General features: G+C 59.9%; 30 protein-coding genes and 1 other RNA gene. 17 read left to right on the forward strand and 14 right to left on the reverse strand.

Translation table 11 applies throughout. From position 1 onward, the window contains the following. Positions 1–8 precede the first annotated feature (8 nt). Together ACPJXG_RS21740 and gyrA are read right to left on the reverse strand one after the other, a co-directional pair. Positions 9–629, reverse strand: coding sequence for a DUF2059 domain-containing protein (locus tag ACPJXG_RS21740; RefSeq protein WP_425252312.1), 621 nt, complete (start codon positions 627–629; stop codon positions 9–11). A 115-nt stretch (positions 630–744) separates the two neighbouring features. Further along, positions 745–3,423: a DNA gyrase subunit A gene (gyrA, locus tag ACPJXG_RS21745; protein WP_035825646.1), complete on the reverse strand. Its 2,679-nt coding sequence runs from the start codon at positions 3,421–3,423 to the stop codon at positions 745–747. Between the two features lie 656 nt (positions 3,424–4,079). Between gyrA and ompA the strand changes: the two genes are divergently transcribed. From ompA to ACPJXG_RS21780, 7 genes are all read left to right on the forward strand, one after another. Further along, positions 4,080–4,790, forward strand: a complete 711-nt coding sequence (ompA, locus tag ACPJXG_RS21750; RefSeq protein WP_035825645.1) for an outer membrane protein OmpA — start codon at positions 4,080–4,082, stop codon at positions 4,788–4,790. Positions 4,791–4,917: 127 nt separating this feature from the next. Next, positions 4,918–5,613: a bifunctional 2-polyprenyl-6-hydroxyphenol methylase/3-demethylubiquinol 3-O-methyltransferase UbiG gene (ubiG, locus tag ACPJXG_RS21755; RefSeq protein WP_035825644.1), complete on the forward strand. Its 696-nt coding sequence runs from the start codon at positions 4,918–4,920 to the stop codon at positions 5,611–5,613. A 68-nt stretch (positions 5,614–5,681) separates the two neighbouring features. Then, positions 5,682–6,386, forward strand: a complete 705-nt coding sequence (locus ACPJXG_RS21760) for an HAD family hydrolase (RefSeq protein ID WP_425252313.1) — start codon at positions 5,682–5,684, stop codon at positions 6,384–6,386. Between the two features lie 119 nt (positions 6,387–6,505). Further along, positions 6,506–6,866, forward strand: a transfer-messenger RNA (tmRNA) gene (gene ssrA / locus ACPJXG_RS21765). A gap of 457 nt (positions 6,867–7,323) precedes the next feature. Beyond that, positions 7,324–8,334, forward strand: a complete 1,011-nt coding sequence (locus ACPJXG_RS21770) for an IS110 family transposase (RefSeq protein WP_402718642.1) — start codon at positions 7,324–7,326, stop codon at positions 8,332–8,334. 15 nt (positions 8,335–8,349) lie between these two features. After that, on the forward strand, positions 8,350–8,643 hold the full coding sequence (locus ACPJXG_RS21775) for a Tox-REase-5 domain-containing protein (protein WP_425254779.1): 294 nt from the start codon (positions 8,350–8,352) through the stop codon (positions 8,641–8,643). Then, positions 8,640–9,353: an immunity 52 family protein gene (locus tag ACPJXG_RS21780; protein WP_051959456.1), complete on the forward strand. Its 714-nt coding sequence runs from the start codon at positions 8,640–8,642 to the stop codon at positions 9,351–9,353. The genes ACPJXG_RS21775 and ACPJXG_RS21780 overlap by 4 nt, the downstream gene beginning before the upstream one ends. A 245-nt stretch (positions 9,354–9,598) precedes the next feature. On the opposite strand, the gene ACPJXG_RS21785 is transcribed toward ACPJXG_RS21780, so the two are convergent. Next, positions 9,599–9,829: a hypothetical protein gene (locus tag ACPJXG_RS21785; protein ID WP_035825578.1), complete on the reverse strand. Its 231-nt coding sequence runs from the start codon at positions 9,827–9,829 to the stop codon at positions 9,599–9,601. Positions 9,830–10,143: 314 nt separating this feature from the next. Between ACPJXG_RS21785 and ACPJXG_RS21790 the strand changes: the two genes are divergently transcribed. Both ACPJXG_RS21790 and ACPJXG_RS21795 read left to right on the forward strand, forming a co-directional pair. Then, entirely contained in the window at positions 10,144–10,461 is a 318-nt protein-coding gene (locus ACPJXG_RS21790; RefSeq protein WP_425252314.1) for an HNH endonuclease, read from the forward strand. A 397-nt stretch (positions 10,462–10,858) separates the two neighbouring features. Continuing rightward, positions 10,859–11,278 carry a hypothetical protein gene (locus ACPJXG_RS21795; RefSeq protein ID WP_425252315.1) on the forward strand — a complete coding sequence of 140 codons (420 nt, stop codon included), beginning with the start codon at positions 10,859–10,861 and terminating at the stop codon, positions 11,276–11,278. A 405-nt stretch (positions 11,279–11,683) separates the two neighbouring features. Here the strand turns inward: ACPJXG_RS21795 and ACPJXG_RS21800 are convergent, their stop codons facing one another. The 3 genes from ACPJXG_RS21800 to ACPJXG_RS21810 all read right to left on the reverse strand — a co-directional run bounded on the left by ACPJXG_RS21800 (position 11,684) and on the right by ACPJXG_RS21810 (position 13,546). Next, a complete protein-coding gene (locus ACPJXG_RS21800; RefSeq protein WP_152598859.1) occupies positions 11,684–12,052 on the reverse strand; it encodes a hypothetical protein in 369 nt (122 codons plus the stop codon). Positions 12,053–12,233: 181 nt separating this feature from the next. Then, positions 12,234–12,686, reverse strand: a complete 453-nt coding sequence (locus ACPJXG_RS21805) for a GTP pyrophosphokinase (RefSeq protein ID WP_425252316.1) — start codon at positions 12,684–12,686, stop codon at positions 12,234–12,236. Between the two features lie 14 nt (positions 12,687–12,700). Beyond that, positions 12,701–13,546 carry a hypothetical protein gene (locus tag ACPJXG_RS21810; protein WP_425252317.1) on the reverse strand — a complete coding sequence of 282 codons (846 nt, stop codon included), beginning with the start codon at positions 13,544–13,546 and terminating at the stop codon, positions 12,701–12,703. A 54-nt stretch (positions 13,547–13,600) separates the two neighbouring features. Here ACPJXG_RS21810 and ACPJXG_RS21815 point away from each other — a divergent pair, with 54 nt between their 5' ends. After that, complete coding sequence (locus ACPJXG_RS21815) at positions 13,601–14,122, forward strand: hypothetical protein (protein ID WP_425252318.1); 522 nt, start codon at positions 13,601–13,603, stop codon at positions 14,120–14,122. A gap of 23 nt (positions 14,123–14,145) precedes the next feature. Continuing rightward, a complete protein-coding gene (locus tag ACPJXG_RS21820; protein WP_425252319.1) occupies positions 14,146–14,502 on the forward strand; it encodes a hypothetical protein in 357 nt (118 codons plus the stop codon). A gap of 98 nt (positions 14,503–14,600) precedes the next feature. Here ACPJXG_RS21820 and ACPJXG_RS21825 read toward each other — a convergent pair whose 3' ends face one another. Beyond that, entirely contained in the window at positions 14,601–16,202 is a 1,602-nt protein-coding gene (locus ACPJXG_RS21825; RefSeq protein ID WP_425252320.1) for a sensor domain-containing diguanylate cyclase, read from the reverse strand. 205 nt (positions 16,203–16,407) lie between these two features. Between ACPJXG_RS21825 and ACPJXG_RS21830 the strand changes: the two genes are divergently transcribed. Beyond that, complete coding sequence (locus ACPJXG_RS21830; protein ID WP_425252321.1) at positions 16,408–16,584, forward strand: hypothetical protein; 177 nt, start codon at positions 16,408–16,410, stop codon at positions 16,582–16,584. A 9-nt stretch (positions 16,585–16,593) separates the two neighbouring features. Continuing rightward, positions 16,594–16,962, forward strand: a complete 369-nt coding sequence (locus tag ACPJXG_RS21835; protein ID WP_425252322.1) for a hypothetical protein — start codon at positions 16,594–16,596, stop codon at positions 16,960–16,962. Between the two features lie 47 nt (positions 16,963–17,009). Here the strand turns inward: ACPJXG_RS21835 and ACPJXG_RS21840 are convergent, their stop codons facing one another. Then, positions 17,010–17,252 carry a hypothetical protein gene (locus ACPJXG_RS21840; RefSeq protein ID WP_035825558.1) on the reverse strand — a complete coding sequence of 81 codons (243 nt, stop codon included), beginning with the start codon at positions 17,250–17,252 and terminating at the stop codon, positions 17,010–17,012. A gap of 249 nt (positions 17,253–17,501) precedes the next feature. Here ACPJXG_RS21840 and ACPJXG_RS21845 point away from each other — a divergent pair, with 249 nt between their 5' ends. From ACPJXG_RS21845 to ACPJXG_RS21855, 3 genes are all read left to right on the forward strand, one after another. Then, positions 17,502–18,251 carry a hypothetical protein gene (locus tag ACPJXG_RS21845; protein WP_425252323.1) on the forward strand — a complete coding sequence of 250 codons (750 nt, stop codon included), beginning with the start codon at positions 17,502–17,504 and terminating at the stop codon, positions 18,249–18,251. A gap of 5 nt (positions 18,252–18,256) precedes the next feature. After that, on the forward strand, positions 18,257–18,499 hold the full coding sequence (locus tag ACPJXG_RS21850; protein ID WP_225243378.1) for an Imm32 family immunity protein: 243 nt from the start codon (positions 18,257–18,259) through the stop codon (positions 18,497–18,499). A gap of 63 nt (positions 18,500–18,562) precedes the next feature. Beyond that, positions 18,563–19,507, forward strand: coding sequence for an SMP-30/gluconolactonase/LRE family protein (locus ACPJXG_RS21855; RefSeq protein ID WP_225243379.1), 945 nt, complete (start codon positions 18,563–18,565; stop codon positions 19,505–19,507). 120 nt (positions 19,508–19,627) lie between these two features. Here ACPJXG_RS21855 and ACPJXG_RS21860 read toward each other — a convergent pair whose 3' ends face one another. Beyond that, positions 19,628–20,695: an SDR family oxidoreductase gene (locus tag ACPJXG_RS21860; RefSeq protein ID WP_425252324.1), complete on the reverse strand. Its 1,068-nt coding sequence runs from the start codon at positions 20,693–20,695 to the stop codon at positions 19,628–19,630. Between the two features lie 98 nt (positions 20,696–20,793). On the opposite strand from ACPJXG_RS21860, the gene ACPJXG_RS21865 reads away from it, so the two are divergent. Continuing rightward, positions 20,794–21,693 carry a LysR family transcriptional regulator gene (locus tag ACPJXG_RS21865; protein WP_425252325.1) on the forward strand — a complete coding sequence of 300 codons (900 nt, stop codon included), beginning with the start codon at positions 20,794–20,796 and terminating at the stop codon, positions 21,691–21,693. Positions 21,694–21,708: 15 nt separating this feature from the next. Here ACPJXG_RS21865 and ACPJXG_RS21870 read toward each other — a convergent pair whose 3' ends face one another. The 5 genes from ACPJXG_RS21870 to ACPJXG_RS21890 form a co-directional block, all read right to left on the reverse strand. Then, positions 21,709–22,662, reverse strand: coding sequence for an ABC transporter substrate-binding protein (locus tag ACPJXG_RS21870; RefSeq protein WP_099400904.1), 954 nt, complete (start codon positions 22,660–22,662; stop codon positions 21,709–21,711). Between the two features lie 59 nt (positions 22,663–22,721). Continuing rightward, complete coding sequence (locus tag ACPJXG_RS21875) at positions 22,722–23,696, reverse strand: ABC transporter permease (protein ID WP_034759656.1); 975 nt, start codon at positions 23,694–23,696, stop codon at positions 22,722–22,724. 20 nt (positions 23,697–23,716) lie between these two features. Continuing rightward, a complete protein-coding gene (locus ACPJXG_RS21880) occupies positions 23,717–25,228 on the reverse strand; it encodes a sugar ABC transporter ATP-binding protein (protein ID WP_425252326.1) in 1,512 nt (503 codons plus the stop codon). An 81-nt stretch (positions 25,229–25,309) separates the two neighbouring features. Next, complete coding sequence (locus tag ACPJXG_RS21885; protein ID WP_425252327.1) at positions 25,310–26,176, reverse strand: fumarylacetoacetate hydrolase family protein; 867 nt, start codon at positions 26,174–26,176, stop codon at positions 25,310–25,312. 21 nt (positions 26,177–26,197) lie between these two features. Further along, positions 26,198–26,953 (reverse strand): SDR family oxidoreductase, encoded by a 756-nt coding sequence (locus ACPJXG_RS21890; RefSeq protein ID WP_034759659.1) that lies wholly within the window; start codon positions 26,951–26,953, stop codon positions 26,198–26,200. Between the last annotated feature and the right edge of the window lie 5 nt (positions 26,954–26,958).

Consider the following 26,958-nt stretch of genomic DNA (forward strand, 5'->3'; position numbering starts at 1 on the left):
TGGGAATCTTATTGGGGCGACTGCGTGGCTGCCCGCATGACCTGGTCAAGCACGGCATTCACGCGCGGGATCAGCACGCGCTGGCTGATGGCCATCGACTCGGCCGACAGTTGCGGCATGGTGGCCAGCATCTTGCGGCCCAGCGGCGTCTTGTAGAAGGCCGTCAACTGCTCGACTTCCGGCACCGTGTAAAAGCGCGCGTACAGGGGCACCATTTCGTCGCCCAGCTCGTCGATCAGGGTCGGGTCGGCCAGTACCTGCGTCAGGGTGGCGATGGCCAGGGGGATTTCTTCCTCGGCGCTGGCCAGCGCGCGCGCCTTGCGCTGTTCGTCCAGGTTCGGGTTGCCGCTGATTTGCTGCTGCGCCGACTGGCGGATCATGGCGGGCACCGATTGCAGCATCTGGTCGAAGATATTGCGCGTCAGTTGCGGGAACTGCATCGCGTCGAGCATGCGCCGCACGGCCACTTTCATGGCGGGGCTGGGCGCCGCCTGGCGCGCGGGCGTGGCTTGCGTGCTCTGGGCCAGGGCCGGCAGGGTCGCAAGAAAAGCCAGCGAAAACGCGGCGAAGAAGGTGGCGACGATTTTTCTCATGGCGTGCGGGATATTGAGTGACTTATAAATAGACATTGCCGGCGATGCATGTCGGCTTACGCCCGACGGGCTAAGCCGACCTACGCAATTCTGTTGGCGGCATAAGCACGCGCCAATAGCAATTGGGGCTCCCGAAAGAGCCCCAATCATCTTACTCCGGCTGGGCCGGATCGACCGGATCGACCGGGTCGGCCGCTGCCGGCGCAGGCGCGGCATCCGCCTCCGTCGTCAGCTCGACTTCGTCGATATCCGTTTCCACCACGCGCTGCAGGCCGGACAGCTTGGTGCCGTCTTCCACGGCGATCAGGGTCACGCCCTGCGTCGCGCGGCCCATCTCGCGGATTTCCGACACGCGGGTGCGGATCAATACGCCACCGGTGGTGATCAGCATGATTTCATCGCTGGTATCGACCAGGGTCGCGGCAACCACTTTACCGTTGCGTTCGCTGGTCTGGATGGCGATCATGCCTTTCGTGCCACGGCCATGGCGCGTGTATTCAAGAATCGGCGTACGCTTGCCATAACCATTTTCGGTTGCCGTCAGCACCGACTGCTGCTCGTTCTCGGCCACCAGCAGGGCGATCACGTGCTGGCCTTCTTCCAGGTTCATGCCGCGCACGCCGCGCGCCGTACGGCCCATCGGACGCACATCGTTTTCGTCGAAGCGCACTGCCTTGCCCGAATCGGAGAACAGCATCACGTCGTGCTGACCGTCGGTCAGCGCCGCGCCGATCAGGAAGTCGCCGTCGTCCAGGTCGACCGCGATGATGCCGGCCTTGCGTGGATTGCTGAAGTCCTTCAGCGGCGTCTTTTTCACGGTACCGAGGCTGGTCGACATGAAGACGTAATGGTCTTCCGGGAACGTGCGGTTCTCGCCCGACAGCGGCAGGATCACGGTGATCTTTTCGTTGTCTTGGAGCGGGAACATGTTGACGATCGGCTTGCCGCGCGAATTGCGCGAGCCTTGCGGCACTTCCCATACCTTCAGCCAGTACATGCGGCCACGATCCGAGAAGCACAGGATGTAGTCGTGCGTGTTGGCGATGAACAGCTGGTCGATCCAGTCTTCCTCTTTCGTCGCCATGGCCTGCTTGCCGCGTCCACCGCGTTTTTGCGCGCGGTATTCGGTGATCGGCTGGGCCTTCATGTAGCCGGTGTGCGACAGGGTCACGACCATGTCCTGCGGCGTAATGAGATCTTCAGTCTCGAGGTCGGTGGCGTTGAGTTCGATCTGCGAGCGGCGCACGTCCTTGTTGCCGGCGCCGTATTCGTTCTTCGCCGCCGTCATTTCATCGGTGATGATGACGGTCACGCGTTCCGGCTTGGCCAGAATGTCGAGCAAGTCGGCGATATGTTCCATCACGTCCTTGTACTCGTTGACGATCTTGTCCTGTTCCAGGCCGGTCAGGCGCTGCAGGCGCATCTGCAGAATTTCCTGCGCCTGGTCGTCCGACAGCTTGTACAGGCCATCCGTCTGCATGCCGTAGTGCTTCGGCAGGTTTTCCGGACGGTAGGCGTCGATGCCGCCTGGCGTGGTGCCGTCGCCCGTGCGGGCCAGCATTTCGCGCACGACGGACGAATCCCAGGCCTTGGCCATCAGCTCGACCTTGGCGATCGGCGGCGTCGGCGCGGCCTTGATGATGGCGATGAAGTCATCGATGTTGGCCAGCGCGACCGCCAGGCCTTCCAGTACGTGGCCCCGTTCGCGCGCCTTGCGCAGTTCGAACACGGTACGGCGCGTGACCACTTCGCGGCGGTGCGACAGGAAGCATTGCAGCATCTGCTTGAGGTTCAGCAGCTTCGGCTGGCCATCGACCAGGGCCACCATGTTCATGCCGAAGGTGTCTTGCAACTGGGTCTGCTTGTACAGATTGTTCAGCACCACTTCCGGCACTTCGCCCCGCTTCAGCTCGATCACCACGCGCATGCCCGACTTGTCGGATTCGTCGCGGATGTCGGAAATGCCGTCAAGCTTCTTGTCGCGCACGTTTTCAGCGATGCGTTCCAGCAAGGATTTCTTGTTGACCTGGAATGGCAGCTCGTCGACGATGATGGCGATGCGGCCGCCATCCTTGCCGTATTCTTCGAAGTGGGTCTTGGCGCGCATGACGACGCGGCCGCGGCCCGTGCGGTAGCCGTCGCGCACGCCGGACACGCCATAGATGATGCCGGCCGTCGGGAAGTCCGGTGCCGGGATCAGCTCGATCAATTCATCGATCGTGCACTCGGGATTGCGCAGCACGTGCAGCGCGCCGTCGATGACTTCGGTGATGTTATGTGGCGGAATGTTGGTCGCCATGCCGACGGCGATACCGGAGGAGCCATTGATCAGCAGGTTCGGGATACGCGTCGGCAAGACCGTCGGTTCCTTTTCCTTGCCATCGTAGTTGGGCTGGAAGTCGACGGTATCCTTGTCGATATCGGCCAGCAGCTCGCTGGCGATCTTGTCCAGGCGGCACTCGGTGTAACGCATCGCCGCGGCGCCGTCGCCGTCGACGGAACCGAAGTTGCCCTGGCCATCGACGAGCATGTAGCGCAGCGAGAAATCCTGCGCCATGCGCACCAGCGTGTCGTAGATCGAGGCATCGCCGTGGGGATGGTATTTACCCATGGTTTCGCCGACCACGCGGGCGCACTTGACGTAAGGGCGGTTCCACACGTTATTCATTTCATGCATCGCGAACAAGACGCGGCGGTGCACTGGCTTCAAGCCATCGCGCGCATCGGGCAAGGCGCGACCGACGATCACGCTCATGGCGTAATCGAGGTAGCTCTTGCGCATCTCTTCTTCGAGGGAAATAGGAATTGTTTCTTTTGCGAATTGATCCATTGGCGGTTCGACTGATCTCAGGCTGTGGTTAACTTATCTGTTACGCAATGTATGACGCAATACTGCATATCCTGGGTGGCTGTCGTCGTGGACGCCGCGCCGCGCGCTGCTGGCGCGGCCCGGTGTCCATGTCGCAGAGTGCCAGAACAAATCGGCGGGCTGGCGGCACGGCCAGTACGGCTACCGCAAGGGTAGGTGCTGGCCATGCCGTGCCGCCGTGGGCATTTGCTCGACACTCTTGACAGTCAAGCGCACGATTTTAGCATGCGCGCCCAGCTACCTGTACAAATTGGCCATACCGGCAAGATTGGCAGTTTGCATGGGAGGCGTGCATGTTGCCCTGTCGATAATGCACAATGGCAATATCAGTTCAAGACACCTGCCCTTAAAAGAGGCAAAAAAAGCGATCAATTGTTACAGACGCGTTACAAATGGGCATTTTCGTTGCGCAAAAACAACGCACGGTCTAAAATCGGGCAAGCTTTGATTTAACCACGGTCGTGTGCCCCTGATGCGTGTGGCAAAATGACTGGGAAGTTAATTGCTAGTTTCGCAATCTGAAACGAGCGCATATGGTCTACATGATAAAATCTTGGCACGTAGCACCAGTAGCGCAGTGTTGTTCTGCGGATATCACCCCCCGAAAGGAAAAAAGAATGAATAAATTTGTAACGCTGTTTTTCGCTGCATCCGCAGTGATTGCTGGCTCGGCTTCGGCCCAAACCCCAACCTCCCCACCATTCGCGCCAGTTACCACTGACATCAAAGCACCAAGCCCAAAAAGCGCTTACGTGCAAGATGCCCGCGGCGTCATCGTGCGTGACCCATTCGGTCTGTGCTGGCGTACCGGCTACTGGACACCTGCTGACGCGGTGCCAGGTTGCGACGTACCACTGTGCGTAGAGCCAGAAACCCTGCAAGACGGCAAATGCGTGGCTCCTCCAGCACCAGTCGTACCTGCTCCAGCACCAGCACCAGTCGTGCCAGTGCCAGTCGTCGTTGCTCCTACCTCGGAAAAAGTCAGCTTCGCTGCTGATGCATTCTTCGATTTCGACAAAGCTACGCTGAAGCCAGAAGGCAAAGCCAAGCTGGACGAGCTGTCCGCACAACTGGGCGGCATCAACCTGGAAGTCATCATCGCTGTGGGTCACACCGACTCCGTCGGCACCGATGCTTACAACCAAAAACTGTCGGTACGTCGTGCTGATGCTGTCAAAGCCTACCTGGTCACCAAAGGCGTTGAAAGCAACCGCGTGTACACCGAAGGCAAAGGCGAGAAACAACCTGTTGCTGATAACAAAACTGCCGAAGGCCGTGCGAAAAACCGTCGCGTGGAAATCGAAGTTGTTGGTACCCGCAACAAGTAATAGCTGATCCCCTGGACTTGCCGCAAGTCATCGCGCAAGTCAAGGACAGCATGAAAAACCCCGCCACGGCGGGGTTTTTTTTCGTCCGTGGCTGCCCAATTGTAAAATTGCCGCTATTATTCGACCTATGAACGCCGACCCTCTCGAAATCCAAAAATTCAGTGAGCTGGCCCACCGCTGGTGGGACCCCACTTCCGAGTTTCGTCCCCTGCACGAAATTAACCCCCTGCGCCTGGAATGGATCAACGCGAAAGTGCCGCTGGCCGGCAAGCGCGTGATCGACATCGGCTGCGGCGGCGGCATCCTGGCCGAATCGATGGCCCGCAAGGGCGCCGACGTGACGGGCATCGACCTGTCCGAAAAGGCACTAAAAGTTGCCGACCTGCACAGCCTGGAATCGGGCGCCAAGGTACGCTACAAGCTGATCGCCGCCGAAGCCATGGCCGAGGAAGAGCCGGGCCAGTACGACGTCGTGACCTGCATGGAAATGCTCGAGCACGTGCCGGACCCCGCCGCCATCGTCAAGGCTTGCGCCGCGCTGGTGAAACCGGGCGGCCATGTGTTCCTGTCGACCCTGAACCGCAACCCGAAAGCGTATCTGTTCGCCATCCTGGGCGCCGAATACCTGCTGCGCCTGTTGCCCAAAGGCACGCACGACTATGACAAATTCATCACCCCGGCCGAACTGTCGCAATACCTGCGCAGCGCCGGCCTGGACGTCAACAGCATGCGCGGCATGGGCTACAATCCGCTGACCAAGATTTACTCACTTAATAGCGATACCAGCGTCAATTACCTGGTGGCCTGCACCCGGCCGCTGTAACCATCACGCACAATACAAGGCGGCTGCGGCCGCCATTTTTCATTCCCACTTGACACACTTTGCCCGCCATGATCACTGACCATCTGCCAGCCCCGCGCGCCATCCTGTTCGACCTCGACGGCACCCTGGCCGACACCGCGCCCGACCTGGCAGCGGCCATCAACCTGCTGCGCGCGCGCGCCGGCCTGGCGCCGACGCCGTATGACATCCTGCGTCCCACGGCCTCGGCCGGCGCGCGCGGCATGATCGGCGCGTCGTATGGCATTGCCCCAGGCGAAAGCGGCTACGAAGCCCTGAAAGACGGCTTCCTGAACAATTACGAAGCGGCCCTGGCCGTGGAAAGCCGCTTATTCGACGGCATCCCCGCCCTGCTGGAAGGCTTGACCGCACTGGGCCTGGCCTGGGGCGTGGTCACCAACAAGGCGGCCCGCTTCACCGACCCGCTGGTCGGCCAGATCGGCCTGGGCGCGGCCGGCTGCGTGATCTCGGGCGACACCATGCCCCACCCGAAACCGCACCCCGCCCCCCTGCTGGAAGCGGCGCGCCGCCTGGACCTGGCGCCGGAAGACTGCTGGTACGTGGGCGACGACCTGCGCGACATCCAGGCCGGCCGCGCCGCCGGCATGCGCACGGTGGCCTGCGCCTGGGGCTACTGCGGCCCCGTCGAGCCGCAGCACTGGAACGCGGACCATTTGCTGGAGACGCCGCAAGCGTTGCTGGAACTGGTGACTGGCGTGGTGAAGGCGGCGCAGGAGCGGCAGCTGGCGGCTTGAGACACATCCCTTTTCGCAGCAGAAAGCTGAGGTCTGACCCGACGGGTCAGCCCCCTTACGCCAATGGCGCGAATGCATCATGCAAGAGTGGGCAGATTGCGCTACAATGAAGGTTCTGTGGGGACGACCTGGTTTCGACGTGGGTTGCAAAGCAGCGCAGGGCATACCGAGGGCGGGCTACCTCGTAAATACAACCTGAAAAAACTTAACTGCAAACGATAACTCGTACGCACTGGCAGCTTAATCGCTGTTAGCTCTAGAACACCTCGTCCCTGGGGTGGGCCGTCAAAAGCTCTAGAGTCATTTACAGGGACTCGTCGTATGCTGGGTTACTTAGCGTCCGACTAAATAATAGGTAACTCGCTTGCCCATAACGTGCACATCCGTGCTGGCTGAGTTAAATTAAATGATAGTGCTAAGTATGTAGAACTGTCTGTAGAGTGCTTGCGGACGCGGGTTCGATTCCCGCCGTCTCCACCACCGAATAAATAAAAAGGGCTTCCCCGTTTTGGCGGGGAGGCCCTTTTTATTTATTCCATGCATGCAGAACGCGGGCGTCGCATCCGCGTCCGGTACGGACGCGGGGGTTTTGCGGGACTTCGGCGAGCGCAGCTCGGCGCCGCAAAACCGGGTTGCGCTTGCAAGCGCAACCCTCTCCGATTCGTCTGACTAGCTTTTGCGCCGCAGGCGGTTTTTCCTAGCAACAACATCAGCCGCTCAGGCCGTGTACGAATGCCGGACCTCGTATATTGAATATGCCGCATCTCCGTCAGATAATGAGGACGTGGTAGCGGCCAGGCAGAGTGATGCTGATCAGACCGAGTGTCCTTGAACACGTGGGTCAGATAGGTACCTTTGCCTGTTTCATTTTACTAGTCCGAACGGTATCTTGGGCCATCGCGATGTTGCGTAAGCCTGTATACGAGGAAGGTCAAAAATGGATACGGCATGCGCGTTGGTTGGTATTGATGTGAGCAAGAAGAAGCTCGATGTTGCCATGCTTGTGAGCGGCAAGATAAAGGTGAAAGTGGTTGAGAACACCGCCGAGGGGCACAAATCATTGCTTGCATGGCTTAGCAAGTCGTCCGTACCGATGTCGTCAATACACGTCTGTATGGAAGCCACTGGAGTCTATTCTGAGCCAGTGGCGCTGGCCTTGCATCAAGAAGGACTCATTGTTAGCGTAGTCAATCCTGCCTGCATTAAGGGTTTTGGCGCCAGTGAAAATATCCGCAATAAAAATGACGCCATCGATGCGGCGCTCATTGCGCGTTATTGCGCAGCGATGCGACCGGCAGCATGGCTGCCGCCACCGCTAGAGCAGCGCCAGTTGCGGGCATGGACGCTGCGTGTGCAGGCACTCAAAGATATACGCCAGCAGGAAGAAAACCGGCTGGAAGCCAATGCTTTCATCGGCATGGAAGATGTCGCGGCACATGTGCATCAGCACATTGCTTGGTTGAGCGCTGAAATTGCGAAGCTGGAGAGTGACATTAACGATCATATTGATCGCCATCCCAGGCTGAAACATGATGCTCAGCTTCTTGTCAGCATCCCTGGTGTTGGCATGGCCACAGCCGCAAGAATCCTGGGCCAGTTAGGCGACATTCGTCGGTTTTGCAACGCCAAGGCATTTGCTGCCTTTCTTGGCGTCACTCCTCGTCAGCGTAATTCAGGCACTTCAGTGAAGGGACGCACGATGATCAGTCGTACCGGCAATACCTCGCTGCGCGCCGCGCTTTACATGCCCAGCTTGGTCGCACGTCGCTACAATCCCATTCTCTGCCGTTTTGCAGAACGCTTGTCTGCAACGGGCATGGCGAAAAAAGCCGTAATTGGCGCGATCATGCACAAACTAGCACATCTGATCTATGGAGTGATCCACAATGACAGGCCCTTTGATGCGCATTATTTGGCAAAAGGACTTGTCATTCAAGACGGTATCTGACCCTCGCTCCGCCTTATTACCGAATGGATGTTCAATGGCGTGACATTTGACGGTTTTGATTCCAGTCAGTGTCTCCTCAAGGAAGCCAAAGCGAAGTATGATCAATTTTTTGACGATGCCGGCGATCCGCAAGAGTGGTGGAACGGTGATGGGGCGCTGTTGGCTGAGGCATCCAGACAATCTGGCGTCGCAAAGCCGATGCCACCAGTTCAACTCCGCTGGTACTTCATGCAATCTAAGAGTTATCGGTTTTTCTCAAAAGCGCTCGTGGTAATGCGCCTTCCAATCGAAACGGTATTCAATCCATGAAACGTCCCTACGAATTTACCGCAATATTCCGTCACGCCGGCCGGCTTGACGTCAAAACGATGCTGGGTGAGCTGCAAGGACTTGTTCCTGATCTGCTAGCATGTTCACCGATATTAAATGGCTGGTTTCTTAAAGGAAACAAAAAAGCGGAAGCACTTCTTTACGAAGTCTTTGACCACGATGGCCCCACCACAGCCGCCATTGCGGTGTTGACCGAGTCGTTGAAACACGATGTGGATCCGCGCATCGTCAGCATGTGGAATGGTCGCGACGGCAGCGAAGGCGCGTCGGTTCAATACGTTGGACGCCTTATGCCGGAAACAAGCATGATGGTGCTGCGTGCCAAGCCAGGCGCGTTCGCGCAAGATTGGCAACTCGTCACAGAGCTCGTTCATAAGTCCGTAGCAATCTGGCATCCCACCGTCGTGACGGTTGAATCGGCCGGCTACTTTGACAAAAAGGTTTTCAAAGACCGTCCAGGAATCGGCTGGATGCTGTATCTGCCAAGGGTACTCAACGTTCAGCAAGTACCCGAGGCTCGCGCACTGGTGCCGGTGCTGGGGACCGACAACCAGCAGATTGGCACGATCATCGTCAGTGTCATCGACGCGCCTTTCTCTGACGAGAATCCGGAGCATGTCAAGATAGCCAATGCCATTGAAATCCGATTGGTCGATCAGGACTTGCTGCCTCGATACGCAGACCTTTGAACGACATCGACCTTCGCGCCAGATTGTCATAGGCGGACCAGAACTATCTACGCGAGATGACCCATCACTGCGGCGAGCACACCGCTGGTCGCCACGCAGAACCGTTCGACGCTGGCCAGTGTGTCTGGCGGCGGTGAGGCCTCGCCGGTCAATCAGCAACAGGGAAGGAGGCGGCACCAAGGGGCTATTTCAGGACGCATGCCGTTCTTGAGTATGACGTAGTCATTTCCGTTTTACATATGGCGCTATGACAGTAACAAGCCTTCCAGGACCGATGTGAACAAACTCGCGGCGTCCATCTGCCACTTACGAATTAGCAGATGGTCAGGATCTTCGTAGTAGTAGATCGGGCGACCAGCGGCCAGGTGAGACTTGGCAGCAGCGCCGTCATCGGCCACGAGGGCTTTCAAAACCTGCCTTGACAGCTCATCCAACTGATTATCATTCACAAATTGCTTGGCAATTTGCAACGCCAATCAAATAACCTCTTCCTAGTTCGATTTTTCATTTTTGGTGACTCCAAGTTTTCCAAGTATCCAGCAGGGATTCCTCTGACTACATTTTGCGCCGCAGGCGGTTTTTCCTAGCAACAACATCAGCTGCTCAGGCCCTGTACGAAAACCGGACTAGCTCAACCTGCCTCTTACTCCTTGCGGATGCAGACCAGGCGACCGGATCACAAGCGGAAATTGTGTTCGGTCTTTAACGATGAAATCGACCTCCTGACTGCCATGCAACATCAGGAGCCAATGATATAGTGGCGGCCATGTACTCAATGAAAGAAACTGCCATGAAAAACGACGCAACCGCTCGCCCGCAAGCCACCCAGGCACCGGCAAGACTCAGCAAAGGGGACTTCGTCACCGCACTGCGCAAGCTGCTGCAAGAAGAAGGAAAGACCGGCAAGACCAGCGTGGACGTACGCGCGGCAACCCTGCACACCGACGTTGGTGTTTATCCCGCGCGCGGCCACTCGATGCCGACCTGTTGCACGGTGATGTATGAGGAGATGCAGCCCGGTGACGAGATACTGCTGACGCCATCCGGCGGCAAAGGGCCAACGCTGCTGGTACGGTATAAATTCCCGCGTGGAGAATCGCGGTCTTAAGCTACTGGAGGCGATTCAGAGCGCTAATCTGCTCCGTCCGCTTCCGTCCCCGAAAGCAGCCAGTCAATCCGTATTGACGCAGCCAGGGAAGACTCTTGTTGTGGCCATAGGCGGAACTCCCCTCGCTCCGCAGGACTTAAAACCGGCCATAGCCGAGCACCAGGTTGACGCCAATAGAATTGTTAATATGCTACACCTATAAATGTAAAAACTTGCACTTTCATGCCCGCTGAAACCATCTACAAGGATGACCAGACAAGCCACGGCGGCGAAAAATGCAGGACTACAAGCACGGCCAGCGAGCCATATCCAGCAAAGGCACGATGATCAAACCAAGCAAGCAGAAGGGCCACCTGAGCAAACGCGATCTCGACGCATTGACAAAGAAATCCCAACCATGAAAATTGCGCGCCTGCTTTCCTCCGGTTTCCTCGTGCTGGCTGTGGCCCTCGTCGTCTATGGTCTTTTCGGCTTCTCCCGTTTTGCGTGGTACACCGGCGTCTACTATGACGAGCGCATGATCCTGTTCGACCACGGCGCCTATCCTTTTGCGTGGGGTATCGCGTTGCTGCTGACGGGACAAATCGCCCGCTTGCACCATCGTCGTCCAGCCATGCTGCTCGCCGCTGGCGCCGCCCTGGCGCTGCTTCTCTGGAAGCGTGCAACGGTACCTGCCGCCATCGCCAATCAGCGACTTTTTCCGGATCCTGCTTTACTGGAGGGACTGATTGTTACCGCTGCCGTGGTGATCGTCCTGGCGCTGATAGACCGCCCCGTCGAGCAGGCCATCCGTAAGGCTCTTGGTCGTACCCGGTGACCCTTGAAGGTCACCGCCGCCTCCACTACTCGTCACACACCGCCCCACCAACCGCTCCTCCGATACTCAAGCCCGTCGACAAATCAAAGCCAAAATCGCAGTGGTGGCCATCCTTTGGCCGATATCGGCACAGCAGCATGTCACGATGACGAACGCGTATTTGTGCATCGGGACAGCCATTGGGCAAATCCGGTCCCATGGCGTTGAACATGTCTCTGGCAGCGGCTCCCGTCAGACGAAACGCGACTTTGGTATCGCCCGCAACCGGGGCGACGGCTTCGTCAAGATATCCGCCATAGATCGCGTACGAAGCTGAAAAATTCCTCTCTGCAAACGCCCATACGGCCCGAGCCTGGTGCGCCAACAGCAGGCACAGTAGCGTGACGCCTAGCAGGCTGGCGCGCCTCAGCATATGGAGCCGCCGATGCTGCGCCCCGTCAGCAGATCAAAGCCAAAGTCGCAATAATGGCCATCACGGGGATGGTAGGAGCAGCTCACTTCCGCCCGCTGGCGCAATCGATATTCGCCATCCACGCCACACGCGTTGCGCAAGTCGGGCCCCATCGCATCAAATAGCTGTTTCGCCGCCTTGCCGTCGATCCAGAACGCGATGCGCTTGTCTTTCCTGGTCGGCGGCTGCGGATCGCTCAGGCTGCCGCCATAAACCGCATAGCGGCCTTTGAATGACTGGTAAGAAAATAGCCATTGGGGAGCGGATTGGGCCATGGCTGTAGCCAAAACAAGAAGAAGAAAAACAACGAGAAGGCGTTTCATATCATCTGCCTTGCTACTTGATCGTGACATGGAAATGGTCGTCGTGCCGTAGCGCGCGCAAAGAAATCTGCGCTCGATAATTCTTGCCGCTATGCATTTTCTGAGCATTGCGAAGAATCAAAGATCCATACGTTGGTGGACTTGTTGCCAGTTGAAGCGATGGCGTTGCGCCATTTCGAAGTTAAAAAACCTCACCCCTTAAATATTCCATCGCCCGCCGATACTTCTCCACCCGCTCCAGATCCTTCTGCGTCGGCCTATCTATCCTCGACAAATCGCTATTCTCGGCCAAATCCGCCAACTTGACGGCCTTGCCGACCGGGTCCAAGGCCGCGCGGGCGATGAACGCTTCGTAGGACTCGCCGTCGATCTTGGTCACGGCGCGCACGCCGTCGATGACTTCCCGGGAAAATCCTTCGCGTGCCAGGTCGTCGAAGGTGATTTTTCCATCGCTGTCTTCCACTACATCATGCAGCACGGCGACGATCTGCTGGGCACCGGGCGCGACGCGCAGCATGACGCGCAAGGGGTGGAGTATGTACGGCGCACCGCCCTTGTCCGTCTGGCCCGCATGGGTGGCTGCGGCGATTTCAATCGCGCGCTCCAGGGTGCCGCGTCTTGCGTGTTCACTCATTGTTCACTCCTTGTTCACTGCACCTTGATTGGTGACGCCGTTGCGCGCCAGCCGCGGCGCTGCAAATGGCAAACACTGCTGCACAGCAAGGCTGGTACCAGTAAATTGAGGACTGGTACGAGCATCAGCAAACACAACAGCAATCCCAGGGCAAAAATCGCCGGACGCTGTTCGTGGCGCAACGCCGCTTGCTGTTCCGCGCCGAGCACCTTTTCAGCCGCCGCGCCGTAGACCATCTGGACATTCCAGGCCAGCAAGTACGAAATCAGCACACACATGGCCCACACCGGAATCAGCAGGGAAAGCAGCAGCAACAGGCGCCGCCGCCAGACAGGGCGGGCGGAGGATGCATCCAGGCCGGCCGGAGGCTGCCACGCGGCATAGCGGCGCGCCGCCACAGCCTTGGCGCGCTCAAGCAACAGCCAGCGCAACGGCAAGCGCGCCGTGCCGATGGCGCCGACGATAAAAACCATCACATAGAAAAAGCCAGCCAGCGCCAGCAGCGCCAGGGCGATCTGGCCGATCGACAGCATCGCCTTGGCGGCACTGCCCAGACCGTCGGCGATATTGCCCATCTGCGAAAGCGTGGCAGGCCCGTTGGCCAGTGTCCCGACGCCATCCATCACGCCCAGCCCCAGCAAGCCCGTAACGGACACCAGCGCCAGCATGGCGCTCAGTTCGACAAAAAAACGGCCGAAGCAGCTATACAGTCCCAGCCACAGCGCCACGACCGCCATGCACCACAGCGCGGAGCGCCACCACAGCCCCGCATGACGCGCATCGCGCAGTCCCAGGCCGACGCACGTGAAGGCTTCCCGCCAGGCCTGCAGCCAGGTTTGCAATATTTGTGTCACGCTCAAGCGTACTCCGCAGTGAAGGGGCGGATACGTCGATCCGTATGTTGCCGATTGTACATGGACAAGGCTGGCGCACGCGCCGCCGAGAGCAACGGGCAAACCCCGCTCCAGCTCGCCACTGTTTGCGATGCCGCAATTCCCGATGGAAAGGAATACGAAACAATGCCAACACCCCCACCGTTGCGCGTAGCGGCGCACCCCAGCTTGCTATCACTGATCTTTTACATCGAACGTGAATGGCAGGCAATTGATGATCGGAAATTTGGCATTGGGAATATCAGTATCGCGGAAGGGTTAGGGTACGACAAGCATGTGAGCCACCGGAAAGGCCTTGAAATGGATATACGCCCCATGCGGAAGGACAGGCTGGAAGGCCAGTCCGCACGCGTGTCACGTTTTGATGATGTGTATGACCAGAACGCCACCATCCAATTGATACGACTGTTTTTGCCGCATCCCATGGTCACCAAGGTCTTCTTTAACGATGGCGAGGTGCAAAAAACAATTGCCGGTGGGCGCGTCCGATCTCTGCAAGGGCACGACGACCATCTTCATATTGAAATCAGGGAGCATGGATGAATACTCGGCTTGCATGCTGCGCCATGGCGCTCACTCTATTCTCAACGGCACATGCGGCCGACAAGCCGCGGGAGTGGAGTGGCGAGCCAAGGCCATTGCGTGGTGACTATCAGATCTATGGCGGAACGCTGTCCGACATGCTGCCGCCCACGCGAAACGACCGGAAAGTGGCAATCATGGTCAAAGGGGAATTGGCACGGGAACTGTTTGCCCAGCTCGGCCCCGATGTGCAACAGGAGCAGGCCTGCAGCTCCTCAGCGGGTTACCGGGAGCGGCGCAGAGGAGATATTACCTGCGTTCATACAAAAGGGGCAGCATACGAATGCTATTTCGGACTCGACCTGCGCACGGGAAAAGGCACGTATGGAGCAATCTGCTAAACCGGGCTCTGCCTGGCGCGGATAAAACGAAGGCCTGCCTCAGTGCGCCGGCGAGCAGTAGCGACAAGTACGGCCCGCTCCTCCACCTTCAAAAATGGCTATCGAAATGCAAAAGCAGTCACGGCCTGCTCGGCAGGCTCGCAAGACGATGCATAACAAACCTGATTTCTTCCCGATGCCTTGGCCTTGTACAAGGCCTTGTCAGCGAGCTCAACCAACTCGACCGCCTGGTTTTCCAGGTGCGTCGGCATGAAAGCCGCCACGCCGACGCTGGCCGTCACCACGTCAAGGGGATTGCCACTATGCTCGACTCCCAGCGATTGCACTGCCTGCCGGACGCCTTCCGCCACCGCCAAAGCGCCAGGCAAATCCGTCCCAGGCAATAAAATTACCAATTCCTCGCCACCGTAGCGCGCCGCAAGATCCCCCGGTCTGCGCATGCTGTAGCCGACCACTTTGCCGATTTTTCTCAGGCACTCGTCGCCAGCCACATGGCCATAGATATCGTTGTATTGCTTGAAGAAGTCGACATCGATCAACACCAGTGCCAGAGCACTTTTCTCACGCTGCGCACGGCTGAACTCGGCAAGCAGCGACTGATCGAAGTGGCGCCGGTTCGCCAGCCCCGTCAATCCATCCTGGTTGGCAAGACGGGCCAAGGTTTCATTGATCATTTCCAGTTCATTACGCGCCGCCACCAGTCCCGCTTCGCTCTTGACCCGCAAATCGATCTGCAGCACCACGCGATATCCGATGCAGGCAATCAACAGCACCAGCACGCCGCCCACCGCGTTTTGCATCACCGCATCGAGACGCCATGCAGCGAGAACTTCATCCTGCGACAGCGCGGCAGAGACGACCAGCGGGTATTCCTCGACTTTTCGATAGCTATTGATACGCGTCACGCCATCGACTCTCGACTTGATCACTGCCGTACCAACGGGACCTTTCGGCAAATAATCATGAAATAGGGGAAACTGCGAAAGATCGCGCCCCAGCCAGCTTTCATCGAACGGCCGTCTCAATAACAGAATGCCCTGTCCATTCGCAATGAAAATGGCGCCTTTTTTTCCTATCGAAAAGCGTTCATAAAACAGCCTGAAATAATTCATGTTGATGCTCGCCAGCGCCACGCCGCCAAAACTTCCGTCAGGCATATTGATACGCCGCGACACCGTGACTATCCAGTGTCCCGTCGATTTGCTGCGCACGGGAGGACCGACGTACGGCCCCCGATCAGCATGCGTTCGATGGTATTGGAAATAATCGCGATCGGAGTTATTCAGATTGTTCAACAGCGTATGCTGAGAATTCACGAGCCAGCTGCCATCGCTGGCATAGATGAAGATGCCGTGTAACTGACGCAGCTCGGCGACACGGCTCACCAGCAACTTGTGCATGCGGGCCAGCTCAGGATCGGAAACACCATCGGTTTCCACACGCTCCACCAGGCCGACCAGCACCGTATCGGCCTCCTTGATGGTGTCATAAGCATGCTGCGCAACAGATTGCGCCAGGTTGGCGCTTTCGCGCCCCGCTTCATTGAGTTGCACTTCGCGTGCGCGCAAGGTCATCCACAGCTGGATCGCCAGCAGCGACAGGCACACCAGCACGACAAATGAGATCGCCAGCGGCAGCAGGGAAAAGCCACGGAAGCCTGCTCCCAGCAAACGTGGCGGCAAGCTGCGTGACCTGGTCATGGGTACACTCCCGGTTTGATATGCGGCAAAGTGTGCACCAAATAGGTGGCAACATACTCACACATCGTCACAAACACGATATAAAAAAGTTACCGCCATGGCGTCGGAGTATCCGGTTCCAGCTCGCTATTGTTTGCGATACCGCAATTCCCGGTGGAAAGGAATACGAAACAATGCCAACTTCCCCACCAAGTGCGGACTGGAGGTGGACATTCGTCCATTACGCAAAGATGGCCTGCCCATTCCAGTATATTGGTACAACAAAGAATACGCTCAAGCCGCGACGGCAAAGCTCATCGCACTTTTTCGCGCCCATGCCAGTGTGCGCACGGTGCTGTTTACCGATTCAAGAATCACGACCATCACTTTCACCTGGAACTGAGTACCTGACATGAAGAAACTGTGGGCTATGGCGTTCGGCGCCCTCACCGTGTTTTCACTGGCTTATGCGGCTGGCAACAGCGACTGGGGCGAATACCAACCGTTCAAGGGTTCTTATCTGATCTATTCGAATACCTTGGGCGAGCAACAGCCGCCCACACCGCATGAGCGCAAGATTTCTTTCATGGTCACGGGGGCAGTGGCCAAGGACATGTTTGACTCCATGGCTCCGGATTCGAAAGAGCGCTGCAGTTTGGAGCAAGGCTATCGGCAGCGCGACAAGGAAAGTGTCTCGTGCACCCTGGATCACGACGGCTATGTATGCCACTTCGGCTTTAATCTGCGCAATGGAAAAAGCATAGGTGGATCGATTTGCTAGATCGCCTGTTGCCTGGCACCGTCAAACGGCGCCAGGCTCACAGGCCCCTACCGCCGGCTCAACGGCACATATTCCCCCGGCAAGCTGGCCACCTCCAGCGCATCGGCAAAGGCCAGCAGGAACTTCGCCGGACCATGCTCGGACACGAGCAGGGAGGCGCCCTTGTGGCGCAGCAGTTTCAATACTTCTTGCTGGTGCGCCTGGTATTCGCTGGAGTGGCCGTAAAAGGTTTGATACATCTCCAGCGTTTCCATGGCCTTGGCGGCCAGGATGAATTCGGGTTTGTCCATGATGTCTCCTCGTTGTCATTGCTGCCAAAACCACGAAAAAAAACCTCAAGATGTGCGGCCCATGCCGGTCGCACTGCCTTGCGGCAACCACATCCGTATTTCCATCATACGCCTCAACCCGGCCATTGCGCCGTCCAGTCGCGCATCTTTTTCCATCCCGCCCGTCCGACGCCATCCCTGCGGTGCGCACGCTAGCGCCAGCTGCCGGCACATGGCATCATGCGCGTTGCCCATTTACTCTGACGACACATGGATCATTATCACTTCCTGGTAGGCGAATTCAAGAAAGATAGCCCCTTCATCGCCGCCGCAGCCAGCGCGCAGCTGTTTGCCTGGTTCGCGCACATCGGCGAACCCGTCGAGCGCTATGGCAACAAGCGCGGCAAGGTCGTCAAGTTCTCACAGCGAAATTACGAGAAGATGCTGTTTGCGCCAGAGACCGACAGCATCGAGCTGTTTTCACCGCGCATCGTGCCGCCCGACGAAGCCGACGAGACCACCAACTGCGACGCGCTTGTCGTGTATTCATCGGGCTCGTTGTTCGTGCTGGCCATACGCGCCAGCAAGCTTGCGCTGGCGCCCTTGTTCGACGCTGCGCGGGCCATACCCGGTCTGTTCGAGCATTGCGAGTATATCTACTGCTACGCTGAAACGCAGGGCTATGGCACCGGCTACGCACTCGGCTACCGGCAGCTCGACGAGGCCCATCCGATGACCTTTGGCGTTCCTTGCCCCGCAAATAACTGGGCCGCCATCAAGCGGCGCGGGCTGCAAGACTCGCACCTGCGCGATGTCTATCCCATCAATGGTTTTACGCAAGCCCGACTGGATGCGCTGCCGCCCGAGCGCCGGCAAGCCCTGCGCGGTGCGATGCAGGCCCATGGCCGCTGCGAAGAGCATGCCGGCTGGATCTTCTGGCACCTGCAGCCCGGGGAATTGGAAGCGGCCCGCGCCGCACTGAACGCACACGCCATGCTGGGCGCCTACATCAACAACTGAACCTCATGACTACACATTTATCGCTGCACTGCTATCTGCAAGACGAGGCCGCAGAACGCCCCAAACGCTGTTCCGACGTGACCATTCAGGCCGACCCGGCCACCCTGCGCGCCATCGCCCGCTTCCTGCTGGCCAGCGCGGACACGTTTGAGCAGGCGCAAGAGAGCGCCGGCATGCACGCCCATCTGCAAGACGAGTGGGACGGCTGGCAGGACGACTTCCCCGACCTCGTCGTGGTGGCCGCCTAGCCAGGCGCCCCGGCTGGCGCTCGTCGGGTAACATACGCCACCTTTGCCATACAGAGAACACTGATGCACCAATCCCGATACGCCCTGCCGTCGCTGCGCACGGCCGTGCTGGCCGCCGCGCTGGCCAGCCTGTCCGCCTGCGCCAGCCAACCCGCGCATGAAACGCTGTTCCTCGCCACCACGCTCACGCCCGCGCATTCCTTCACCAAGGGTATCGAAGGTCCGGCCGTGGATGCGGATGGCAATATCTATGCCGTCAACTTTGCGCGCCAGCAAACCATCGGCAAGGTCAGCCCCGGCGGCACTGGCGAGGTGTACCTGACCCTGCCCGGCACCAGCATCGCCAACGGCATCCGCTTCGGCAGCCGTGGGCAGATGTATTTGGCCGACTACATGGAGCACACGATCTACCTGGTCGACCCGGCCACGCGCGCGCTCACCATCCACGCGCGCGAACCGCGCATGACGCAGCCGAACGACATCGCCATCACGGCCGACGACGTGCTGTATGCGAGCGATCCGAACTGGAAGGAAAACACGGGCCGCGTGTGGCGCATCGCGCAAGACGGCACGGTGACCCTGGCGCTCGACACCATGGGCACGGCCAACGGCATCGAGGTCAGTCCCGACGGCAAGATCTTGTATGTGAATGAAAGCGTGCAGCGCAATATCTGGATGTATGACATCGCCACCGATGGCAGCCTGAGCGGCAAGCGATTGCTGATCAAGTTCGACGATTTCGGCATGGACGGCATGCGCGTGGATATCGACGGCAATCTGTACGTGACGCGCTACGGCAAGGGCACGGTGGTGAAATTGTCGCCGCAAGGGCGCATCCTGCGCGAGATCAGCGTGCCCGGCGCCAAGCCCAGCAACATCACCTTCGGCGGCCCCGATGGCCGCACGGCCTACGTGACGGAAGTGGTACAAGGGCGGCTGCTGCAATTTCGCGTTGACCGCCCAGGGCTGGAATGGCTGCGGGCGCAGGAGCGGCGCAAGCCAGAATAGCAGTGGGGATGTCGGCTTACGCGCTTGCGCGCTAAGCCGACCTACGCACTGTCACGATGGCCCGGCAGGTCGGCTTAGCCGGAACGGCGTAAGCCGACAACCTGCTTGGCCGCGACCAGGTCAGCGCGGAATGACGCGCTCCGCCTTCAATTTCTCGAACAGATTGAAAAATGCATCCTGCGTATCCTGGTAATCGAGAAAACCCGCCTTGCGGCTCTTGCCCATGTCCGTCATCACTTCCATCGGCCGCCCCAGGTCGGCATCCGTATGCCACCAGGAAGCGAGACGGCCGACGTCAAGCTCCACCAGGCCATGCTGCTCGGCGATGGCGCGCCACTGCGCGGGCGCGTCCTGCATGCGGCCGGCCAGCGGCGCCATCGCCTCGGGCAGATCGGCCGCCTCGACACCGAAGTAGGCGGCCAGGCGGGGCCACAGCCACTTCCAGCGGAACACGTCGCCATTGACGATATTGAAGTCCTCGTTGCGCGCGCAAGGGCTGCCGGCCGCCCACGCCAGGTGGCGCGCGATCTGGCCCGCGTCCGTCATGTCGGACAAGCCGTGCCATTGCGCGGGCGAACCCGGAAAGACGAAGGGCTGGCCGCCGGCCTTGCACAGATTCGCATATACGGCCAGGGTCAGGCCCATGTTCATGGCGTTACCCAGCGCGTAGCCGATGATGGTGTGCGGGCGGTGCACGCTCCACGTAAAACCGTACTGCCCGGCCGCGTCGAACAGCCGGTCTTCCTGCGCATAGTAAAAGTTCTCCACGTCCTGGCGCCCCTGCTCTTCGCGGAACGGCGTGACGGGCACTGCTCCCTTGCCATACGCATCGAACGGTCCCAGGTAGTGCTTGAGGCCAGTCACCAGTGCCGCATGGCGCAAATGGCCGGTGGGGCCCAGCGCGGCCAGCACATTGGCGACCATGGCGCCATTGACGCGGATGTTTTCCTGCTCGTTTGCCTGGCGCGCCCAGGCCGTGAAGAAGACGTGGCTGGCATCAATGCCCGCCAGGGCGGCGCTGACCGCCGCGCCATCCGTGGCATCGAGCGGCAAGCATGCGCAGCCGGCGGGCACTGGCGTGCGGCCGCGCGAGACGCCCGTCACCTGCCAGCCCTGCGCCATCAAGTGCGTGGCCAGATTGCTGCCGATAACGCCACTGGCGCCGATAATCAATGCGTGCTTGTTCATGCGTACTCCCATGCCTGTGTAAGTAACCATGATATAGCGGACAGAAATTCTTATTCGCGATAGTATTTCACCTTATTCATGAAAAATATTCTGCAATCATGTCCGAACATTTGAAAGGCATCGCGCCTTTTCTTGCCACCGCCGACGCCGGCAGTTTCACCAAGGCGGCCACACGGCTGCACCTGAGCAGTTCGGCCGTGAGCAAGAGCGTGGCGCGCCTGGAAGCGCGCCTGGGCGTGATCCTGTTCGAGCGCAGCACGCGGCGTTTGCAGTTGAGCAGCGCGGGGCATGCCTATTACGCCACCTGCAAGCGCGTGCTGCAGGAACTGGTCGATGCGGAAAACGTGCTGGCCGAGCAGGATGGGGAACTGGCAGGCAAGGTGCGCATCGGCGTGCCCGCTTCGTATGGCCGCATGCGCGTGATGCCGGCGCTGATTGAATTGTGCGAAAAATATCCGCAGCTGCAACCGTCGATCAGCTTCAGCGACCGCTTTTCCGACCTGTTCGAAGAGCGCATCGATATCGCCGTGCGCATCGGCGCGCCGGGCAGCTGGCCGCCAACGCTGGGACAGATGCCCTTGGGCGAAGAGCGCCTGATCTTTTGCGCGGCGCCCGACTACCTGGCGCGGCGCGGCACCCCGCTCGCCATCGCGGATCTCGATGGCCACGACTGCATCGCCTATGGCCGCGGCGACGGCACGGCGGCGCCATGGCTGTTTGCCGGCGAGGACGGGGTGGAACGGCGCGCGATCGATCCGCGCCTGACGGTGGGGGATGCCGAGGCGCAGACGGCCGCCGTGCTGGCGGGTCTGGGCATCGCGCAGCAGGCGACCTGGCTGGTGCAGGAGCACCTGGCCAGCGGCGCCATCGTCGAAGTACTGCCGGCCTGCGCCACGCCAGGCTTGCCGCTTTCACTGGCATGGCCGCTGGCGCGCCAGCTCACCGCCAAGACCGGCACGCTGCTCAAGGAATTGAAGCAGCGCCTGACGATCAGCTGATACGCAATATGAAACTCAATACAAAACGTTCTTCGCTTCAGGCAGTTCGACATTGGCCTTGGTGACGATCACCACGCCCGTGTTGACGAACGGTGCGACCTTCTTGCCTTCGATCAGGCTGACGAGGGTTTTCACGCCCAGCGCGCCCATCGAGTACGAACCCTGCACGGCGGTCGCATACAGGGTGCCGTCCTTGACGAAGTTTTTCAGGTCTTCATTGCCATCGAAGCCCACGGCGATCACCTTGCCGGCCTTGCCCGCCTGCGCGATGGCGCGGCCCATGCCCACGGCCGTCGGCTCGTTGGCGCCGAAGATACCCTTCAAGTCAGGATTTGATGCCAGCACGTCGGTCGTCTGGTTCAGCGCCGTGGCCATCTGCGACTGCGAGTAATACGTGCCGACGATCTGCAGCTGCGAGTTCTTTTCGATATAGCGCTTGAAGCCGCCCACCCGGCCCGTTTCGGAACCGGCGCCCGCCACGTACGACATCACGGCGATCTTGCCCGTCTTGCCGACCTGCGAAATGAGGGCCTTGGCGCTTTGCTCGCCGGCCGCTTCATTGTCGGTCGACAGGAAGGACTGGTAATAGCGCTTGCCGCTGTCGGCCACCAGCGAATCGATCAGCACGACGGGAATCTTCGCTTCCCACGCCTTCTTCAGGGCCGGCACCAGCGCGTCCGGGTCCGACGCGGCCAGCACGATGCCGGCCACTTTGCGCGTGACGGCGTTTTCCACCATGCTGACCTGGTCGGCGATGGCCGATTCCGAAGCCGGTCCCTGAAAGGTCAGGCTGTAGCCCTTGGCGTCCGCGGCGCTGGCCGTGGCGCCCTTTTTCACGTTTTGCCAGTAGTTGGAATTGGTCGTCTTGACGATCACGGCGATCTCGCCCGGGGCGGCGAAGGCGGCGCTGGAGCTCAGGGCAAATGCTGCGGTCAACAGACCCAGCGACATGGCTTTGATGGTGTTCATTGTCGTCCTCATGTAATTATAGATTTAGTAGATTGACTTCATGCGTGCTGCTTGCTGCTTCAGGCGCGGTTGCGCTTCTGATCGATCCAGACGGTCAGCAAGATGACCAGTCCGATAATGATTTGCTGGATAAAGCTCGATACCCCATTCATGTTCAAGCCATTGCGCAGGATGCCGATGACGAAGGAACCGATGACGGTGCCGGAAATGGTGCCGATGCCGCCGATCAGCGAGGCGCCGCCGATCACGGCGCTGGCGATCGCATCGAGTTCGTACATCACGCCCTCGTTCGGCTGCGCCGTCACCAGGCGCGACATCAGCACGCAGCCCGTCAGGCCCGACAAGGCGCCGGACAAGGTGTACACGAGCAGGGTCACGCGGCCCACCTTCACGCCCGACAGGCGCGCCGCTTCCGCATTCGAGCCGACGGCATAGATATGCCGGCCAAAGGTGGTGCGGCTGAGCATGATGGACACGGCCACGGCGATCACCACCATCAGCACCACCGGATACGGAATGCCGGGAAAGACGACTTCGGGAAAGGTGCCGCCCGTGTCGCGCTCGATGCGCCACAACACGCCGTTACCGAGTTCGCCGAACGACTCGCCCAGGCCGGAAATGGCGCGCGCACCCGTCACCTGCAGCGCCAGGCCGCGTGCGATCAGCATCATGCCCAGGGTGGCGATGAACGGAGGCAGCTTCAGTTGCGTGATGCAAAAGCCGTTGACGGCGCCGCACATGGCGCCCACCACGACGCCGCCCAGCATGGCGACCGGTACGGGCACGCCGCTTTTCACCAGCAGCGCGGCGGCCACGCCGGCCAGCGCCAGCACGGAGCCGGAACTCAAGTCGATGCCGCCCGTGATGATGACGCAGGTGGCGGCAATGCCCAGGTAGGCGATCGACGTCACTTGCAAGGCCACGCTCATGCCGTTGCTGACGGAGAAAAAGGCGTTGCTGGTCAGGGAAAACACGAGCAGCAACAGCGACAGGCTGCCCAGCGCGGCGAATTTTTGGATCAGTTCTTTGTTCATTTTCTTGTGGCTTTCTGATGTTAATGCATTGCTGCCTGGCGGCCCGATGCGAGCTGCATGATCTCTTCCTGCGACGACTCGCGCGTGTTGACGATGCCGCTGATACGCCCTTCATGGAACACGGCTACACGGTCCGTCATGCCCATGATCTCGGGCAGCTCGGACGTGATCAGCACCACGCCGATGCCTTCCGACGCCAGCTTGTCGAGCAGCTGGTAGATGGCGAACTTGGCCCCCACGTCGATGCCGCGCGTGGGTTCGTCGAAGAAGATGATTTTCGATTCGCGGTACAGCCATTTGCTGATGACGATCTTTTGCTGGTTGCCGCCCGAAAGGTTGCGCGCGATCTGCTTCGAGGTCGGCGTCTTGATGCCCAGCGCCGCGATGTACTGTTGCGCCACCGCCTCTTCCCTGGCGAAATCGATGAAGCCGAAACGGTTCGCCAGCCCCGACACATTCGTCAGGGTCAGGTTGGCGGCCACCGACATGCGGATCGCCAGGCCGTGGCTCTTGCGGTCTTCCGACAGGTAGGCAATGCCGTGGCCGATGGCGTCGATGGGACTGTCGATGGTCACCGCCACGTCGCCCAGGTGGATCGCGCCGCTGGTGAGGGGATCGGCGCCAAAGATGGCGCGCGCCACTTCCGTGCGCCCCGCCCCCATCAGGCCGGAAAAGCCGAGGATCTCGCCGCGCCGCAAATCAAAGCTCAGCGGGCCGAAGACATCCTTGCGGTGCAAATCGGTCACGCGCAGCAGCACGTCATCCGTCGGCGTCGAGACGCGGTCGGGAAATTTTTCATCGAGGGTGCGGCCCACCATCTTGGCCACGATGGTGTCCAGGCTCGTGCTGGCAAAATCGTCGGTGCAGACGAATTTCCCGTCGCGCAGCACCGTCACCCTGTCGATGATGTGCTGCATCTCTTCGAGCCGGTGCGAGATGTAGACCACGCTCACGCCATTGCGCTTGAGTTCATTGATGATGTCGAACAGCTGGCCCGTCTCGCTTTCCGTCAGCGAGGACGTGGGCTCGTCCATGATCAGCACTTCCGTATTGAGCGACAGCGCCTTGGCGATTTCCACCATCTGCTGCTGCGCACAGGACAGGTTTTTCACCAGTTGGCGCGGGTCGATGCGCAGTTTCAACCGGTCCAGCAGCGCCTGTGCATCGGCACGCATTTTCTTGCGGTCGATGAAAATGCCGCGCACCGGTTCGCGCGCGAGAAAAATATTCTCGGCCACGCTCAGGTGCGGGATCAGGTTCAGTTCCTGGTGGATGATGGCGATGCCGGCGGCCTCCGCATCCACGCTGCAGGAAAAAGTGCACACCTTGCCCTTGTAGACCAGTTCTCCCTCGTCGGCCTGGTACACGCCGCTCATCACCTTCATCAGGGTGGACTTGCCAGCGCCGTTTTCGCCGCACAGCGCGTGGGCTTCGCCCTTGCGCAGGCTGAAACTGACGTTATCCAACGCCAGCACGCCGGGAAAGCGCTTGCTGACCTTGTTCAGCGCCAGTATCTCTTCGGATTGATTCATGGTGTGTCTCCTCCACTCCACTGCCATAGGCCGGCGCGCCGATGTCTGAGCATCTTGGCGGCGCGCCGGTCTGCTACTCATTTAACCGTCGATCAGTTGCGGATTCCAGGCATGCACGGTCTGGCTCTGTTCACCGAGGCCGCTGATCCCCAGGCGCATGGTGTCGCCCGGCTTCAGGTACACGGCCGACGGTTTCTGCCCCATGCCCACGCCCGGCGGCGTGCCGGTGCTGATGATGTCGCCCGGGTACAAGGTCATGAAGCGGCTGATGTAGCTGACCAGATTGGCCACGCCGAAGACCATGGTTCTGGTATTGCCATCCTGGACGCGCTTGCCGTTCACTTCCAGCCACAGGCCCAGGTTTTGCGGATCCGTCACTTCGTCGCTTGTGACCAGCCAAGGACCGATCGGGCCGAAGGTATCGCAGCCCTTGCCCTTGTCCCACTGGCCGCCGCGCTCCAGCTGGTACTCGCGTTCGGACAAGTCATTGACAACGCAGTAGCCGGCCACGTACGACAGCGCATCGGCTTCGCTCACATAGCGCGCGGTGGTGCCGATCACCACGCCCAGCTCCACTTCCCAGTCGCTTTTCTTCGAGTCCTGCGGCATCACCACGGCATCGTTGGCGCCGATGATGGCGCTGGTGGCCTTCATGAACAGCACCGGTTCAGCCGGCACGGCCATGCCCGATTCGGCCGCATGATCGGCATAGTTCAGGCCCACGCACAAAAACTTGCCCACGCCCTTCCACGGCGGCGCGATGCGGCCGGGATTCGCCACCACCGGCAGGCTGGCGATATCAAGGGCGGCCAGGGTTGCCAGGCCATCCTTGCCCAGGGTTGCGCCCGTGATATCGGACAGCACGCCGGACAGGTCGCGCACGGCGCCGTCGGCATCGATCAGTGCAGGTTTTTCAGCGCCCTTGGCGCCATATCGCATCAGTTTCATGTGTGTCTCTCGTCGTTGTAATTAGTTTGACCAGCCACCGTCGATGACGTGAGTCATGCCGGTGGTGAAAGCGGATTCGTCGGACGCCAGGTAGACAGCCAGCGCGGCGATTTCCTCCGCCCTGCCCACTCTGCCCATCGGCTGGCGGGCGACAAACGCCGCCTGCACTTCATCGATGCTCACGCCCGTCGCTGCCGCCTGGGCGGCAATGCGTTCCTTCAGCGACGGCGACTCGATGGTGCCGGGGCAGATCGCGTTGCAGCGGATGCCGCGCGTGACGAAGTCCGCCGCCACCGATTTCGTCATGCCCACCACGGCCGCCTTCGAGGTACCATAGATAAAACGGTTCGGCGCGCCCTTCACGCTCGACGCCACCGACGACATATTGACGATGGAGCCGGCGCCCCGTGCCAGCATGCCGGGCAGTACGGCGCGCATCAGCCGGTACATGGAACGCGCATTGATGTCGAAGGAACGGTCCCACGCCGCATCGTCGCAGTCGAGGATGGTGCCGCCGTCGACAAAGCCGGCGCAGTTAAACAGGATGTCGACGGGGCCGATCTCGTCGGCCAGCGCGGTGATGGCCGCGCCATCGGTCACGTCGAGCCGGCGGATGGCGCAGCCCGTCGCTTCCTTTAAGGCGTCGAGCTGGGCCTGGTTGATATCGGTGGCGATCACGGTGGCGCCTTCGCGCACGAACGCTTCAGCCGTGGCCCGGCCGATGCCCTGGCCAGCGGCGGTGAGCAGCGCGATTTTGCCTTGTAGTCTGGCGGTCATGTTGT

The sequence above is a fragment of the Janthinobacterium sp. NFX145 genome (assembly GCF_049810325.1).
GTDB classification, from domain to species: domain Bacteria; phylum Pseudomonadota; class Gammaproteobacteria; order Burkholderiales; family Burkholderiaceae_D; genus Janthinobacterium; species Janthinobacterium rivuli.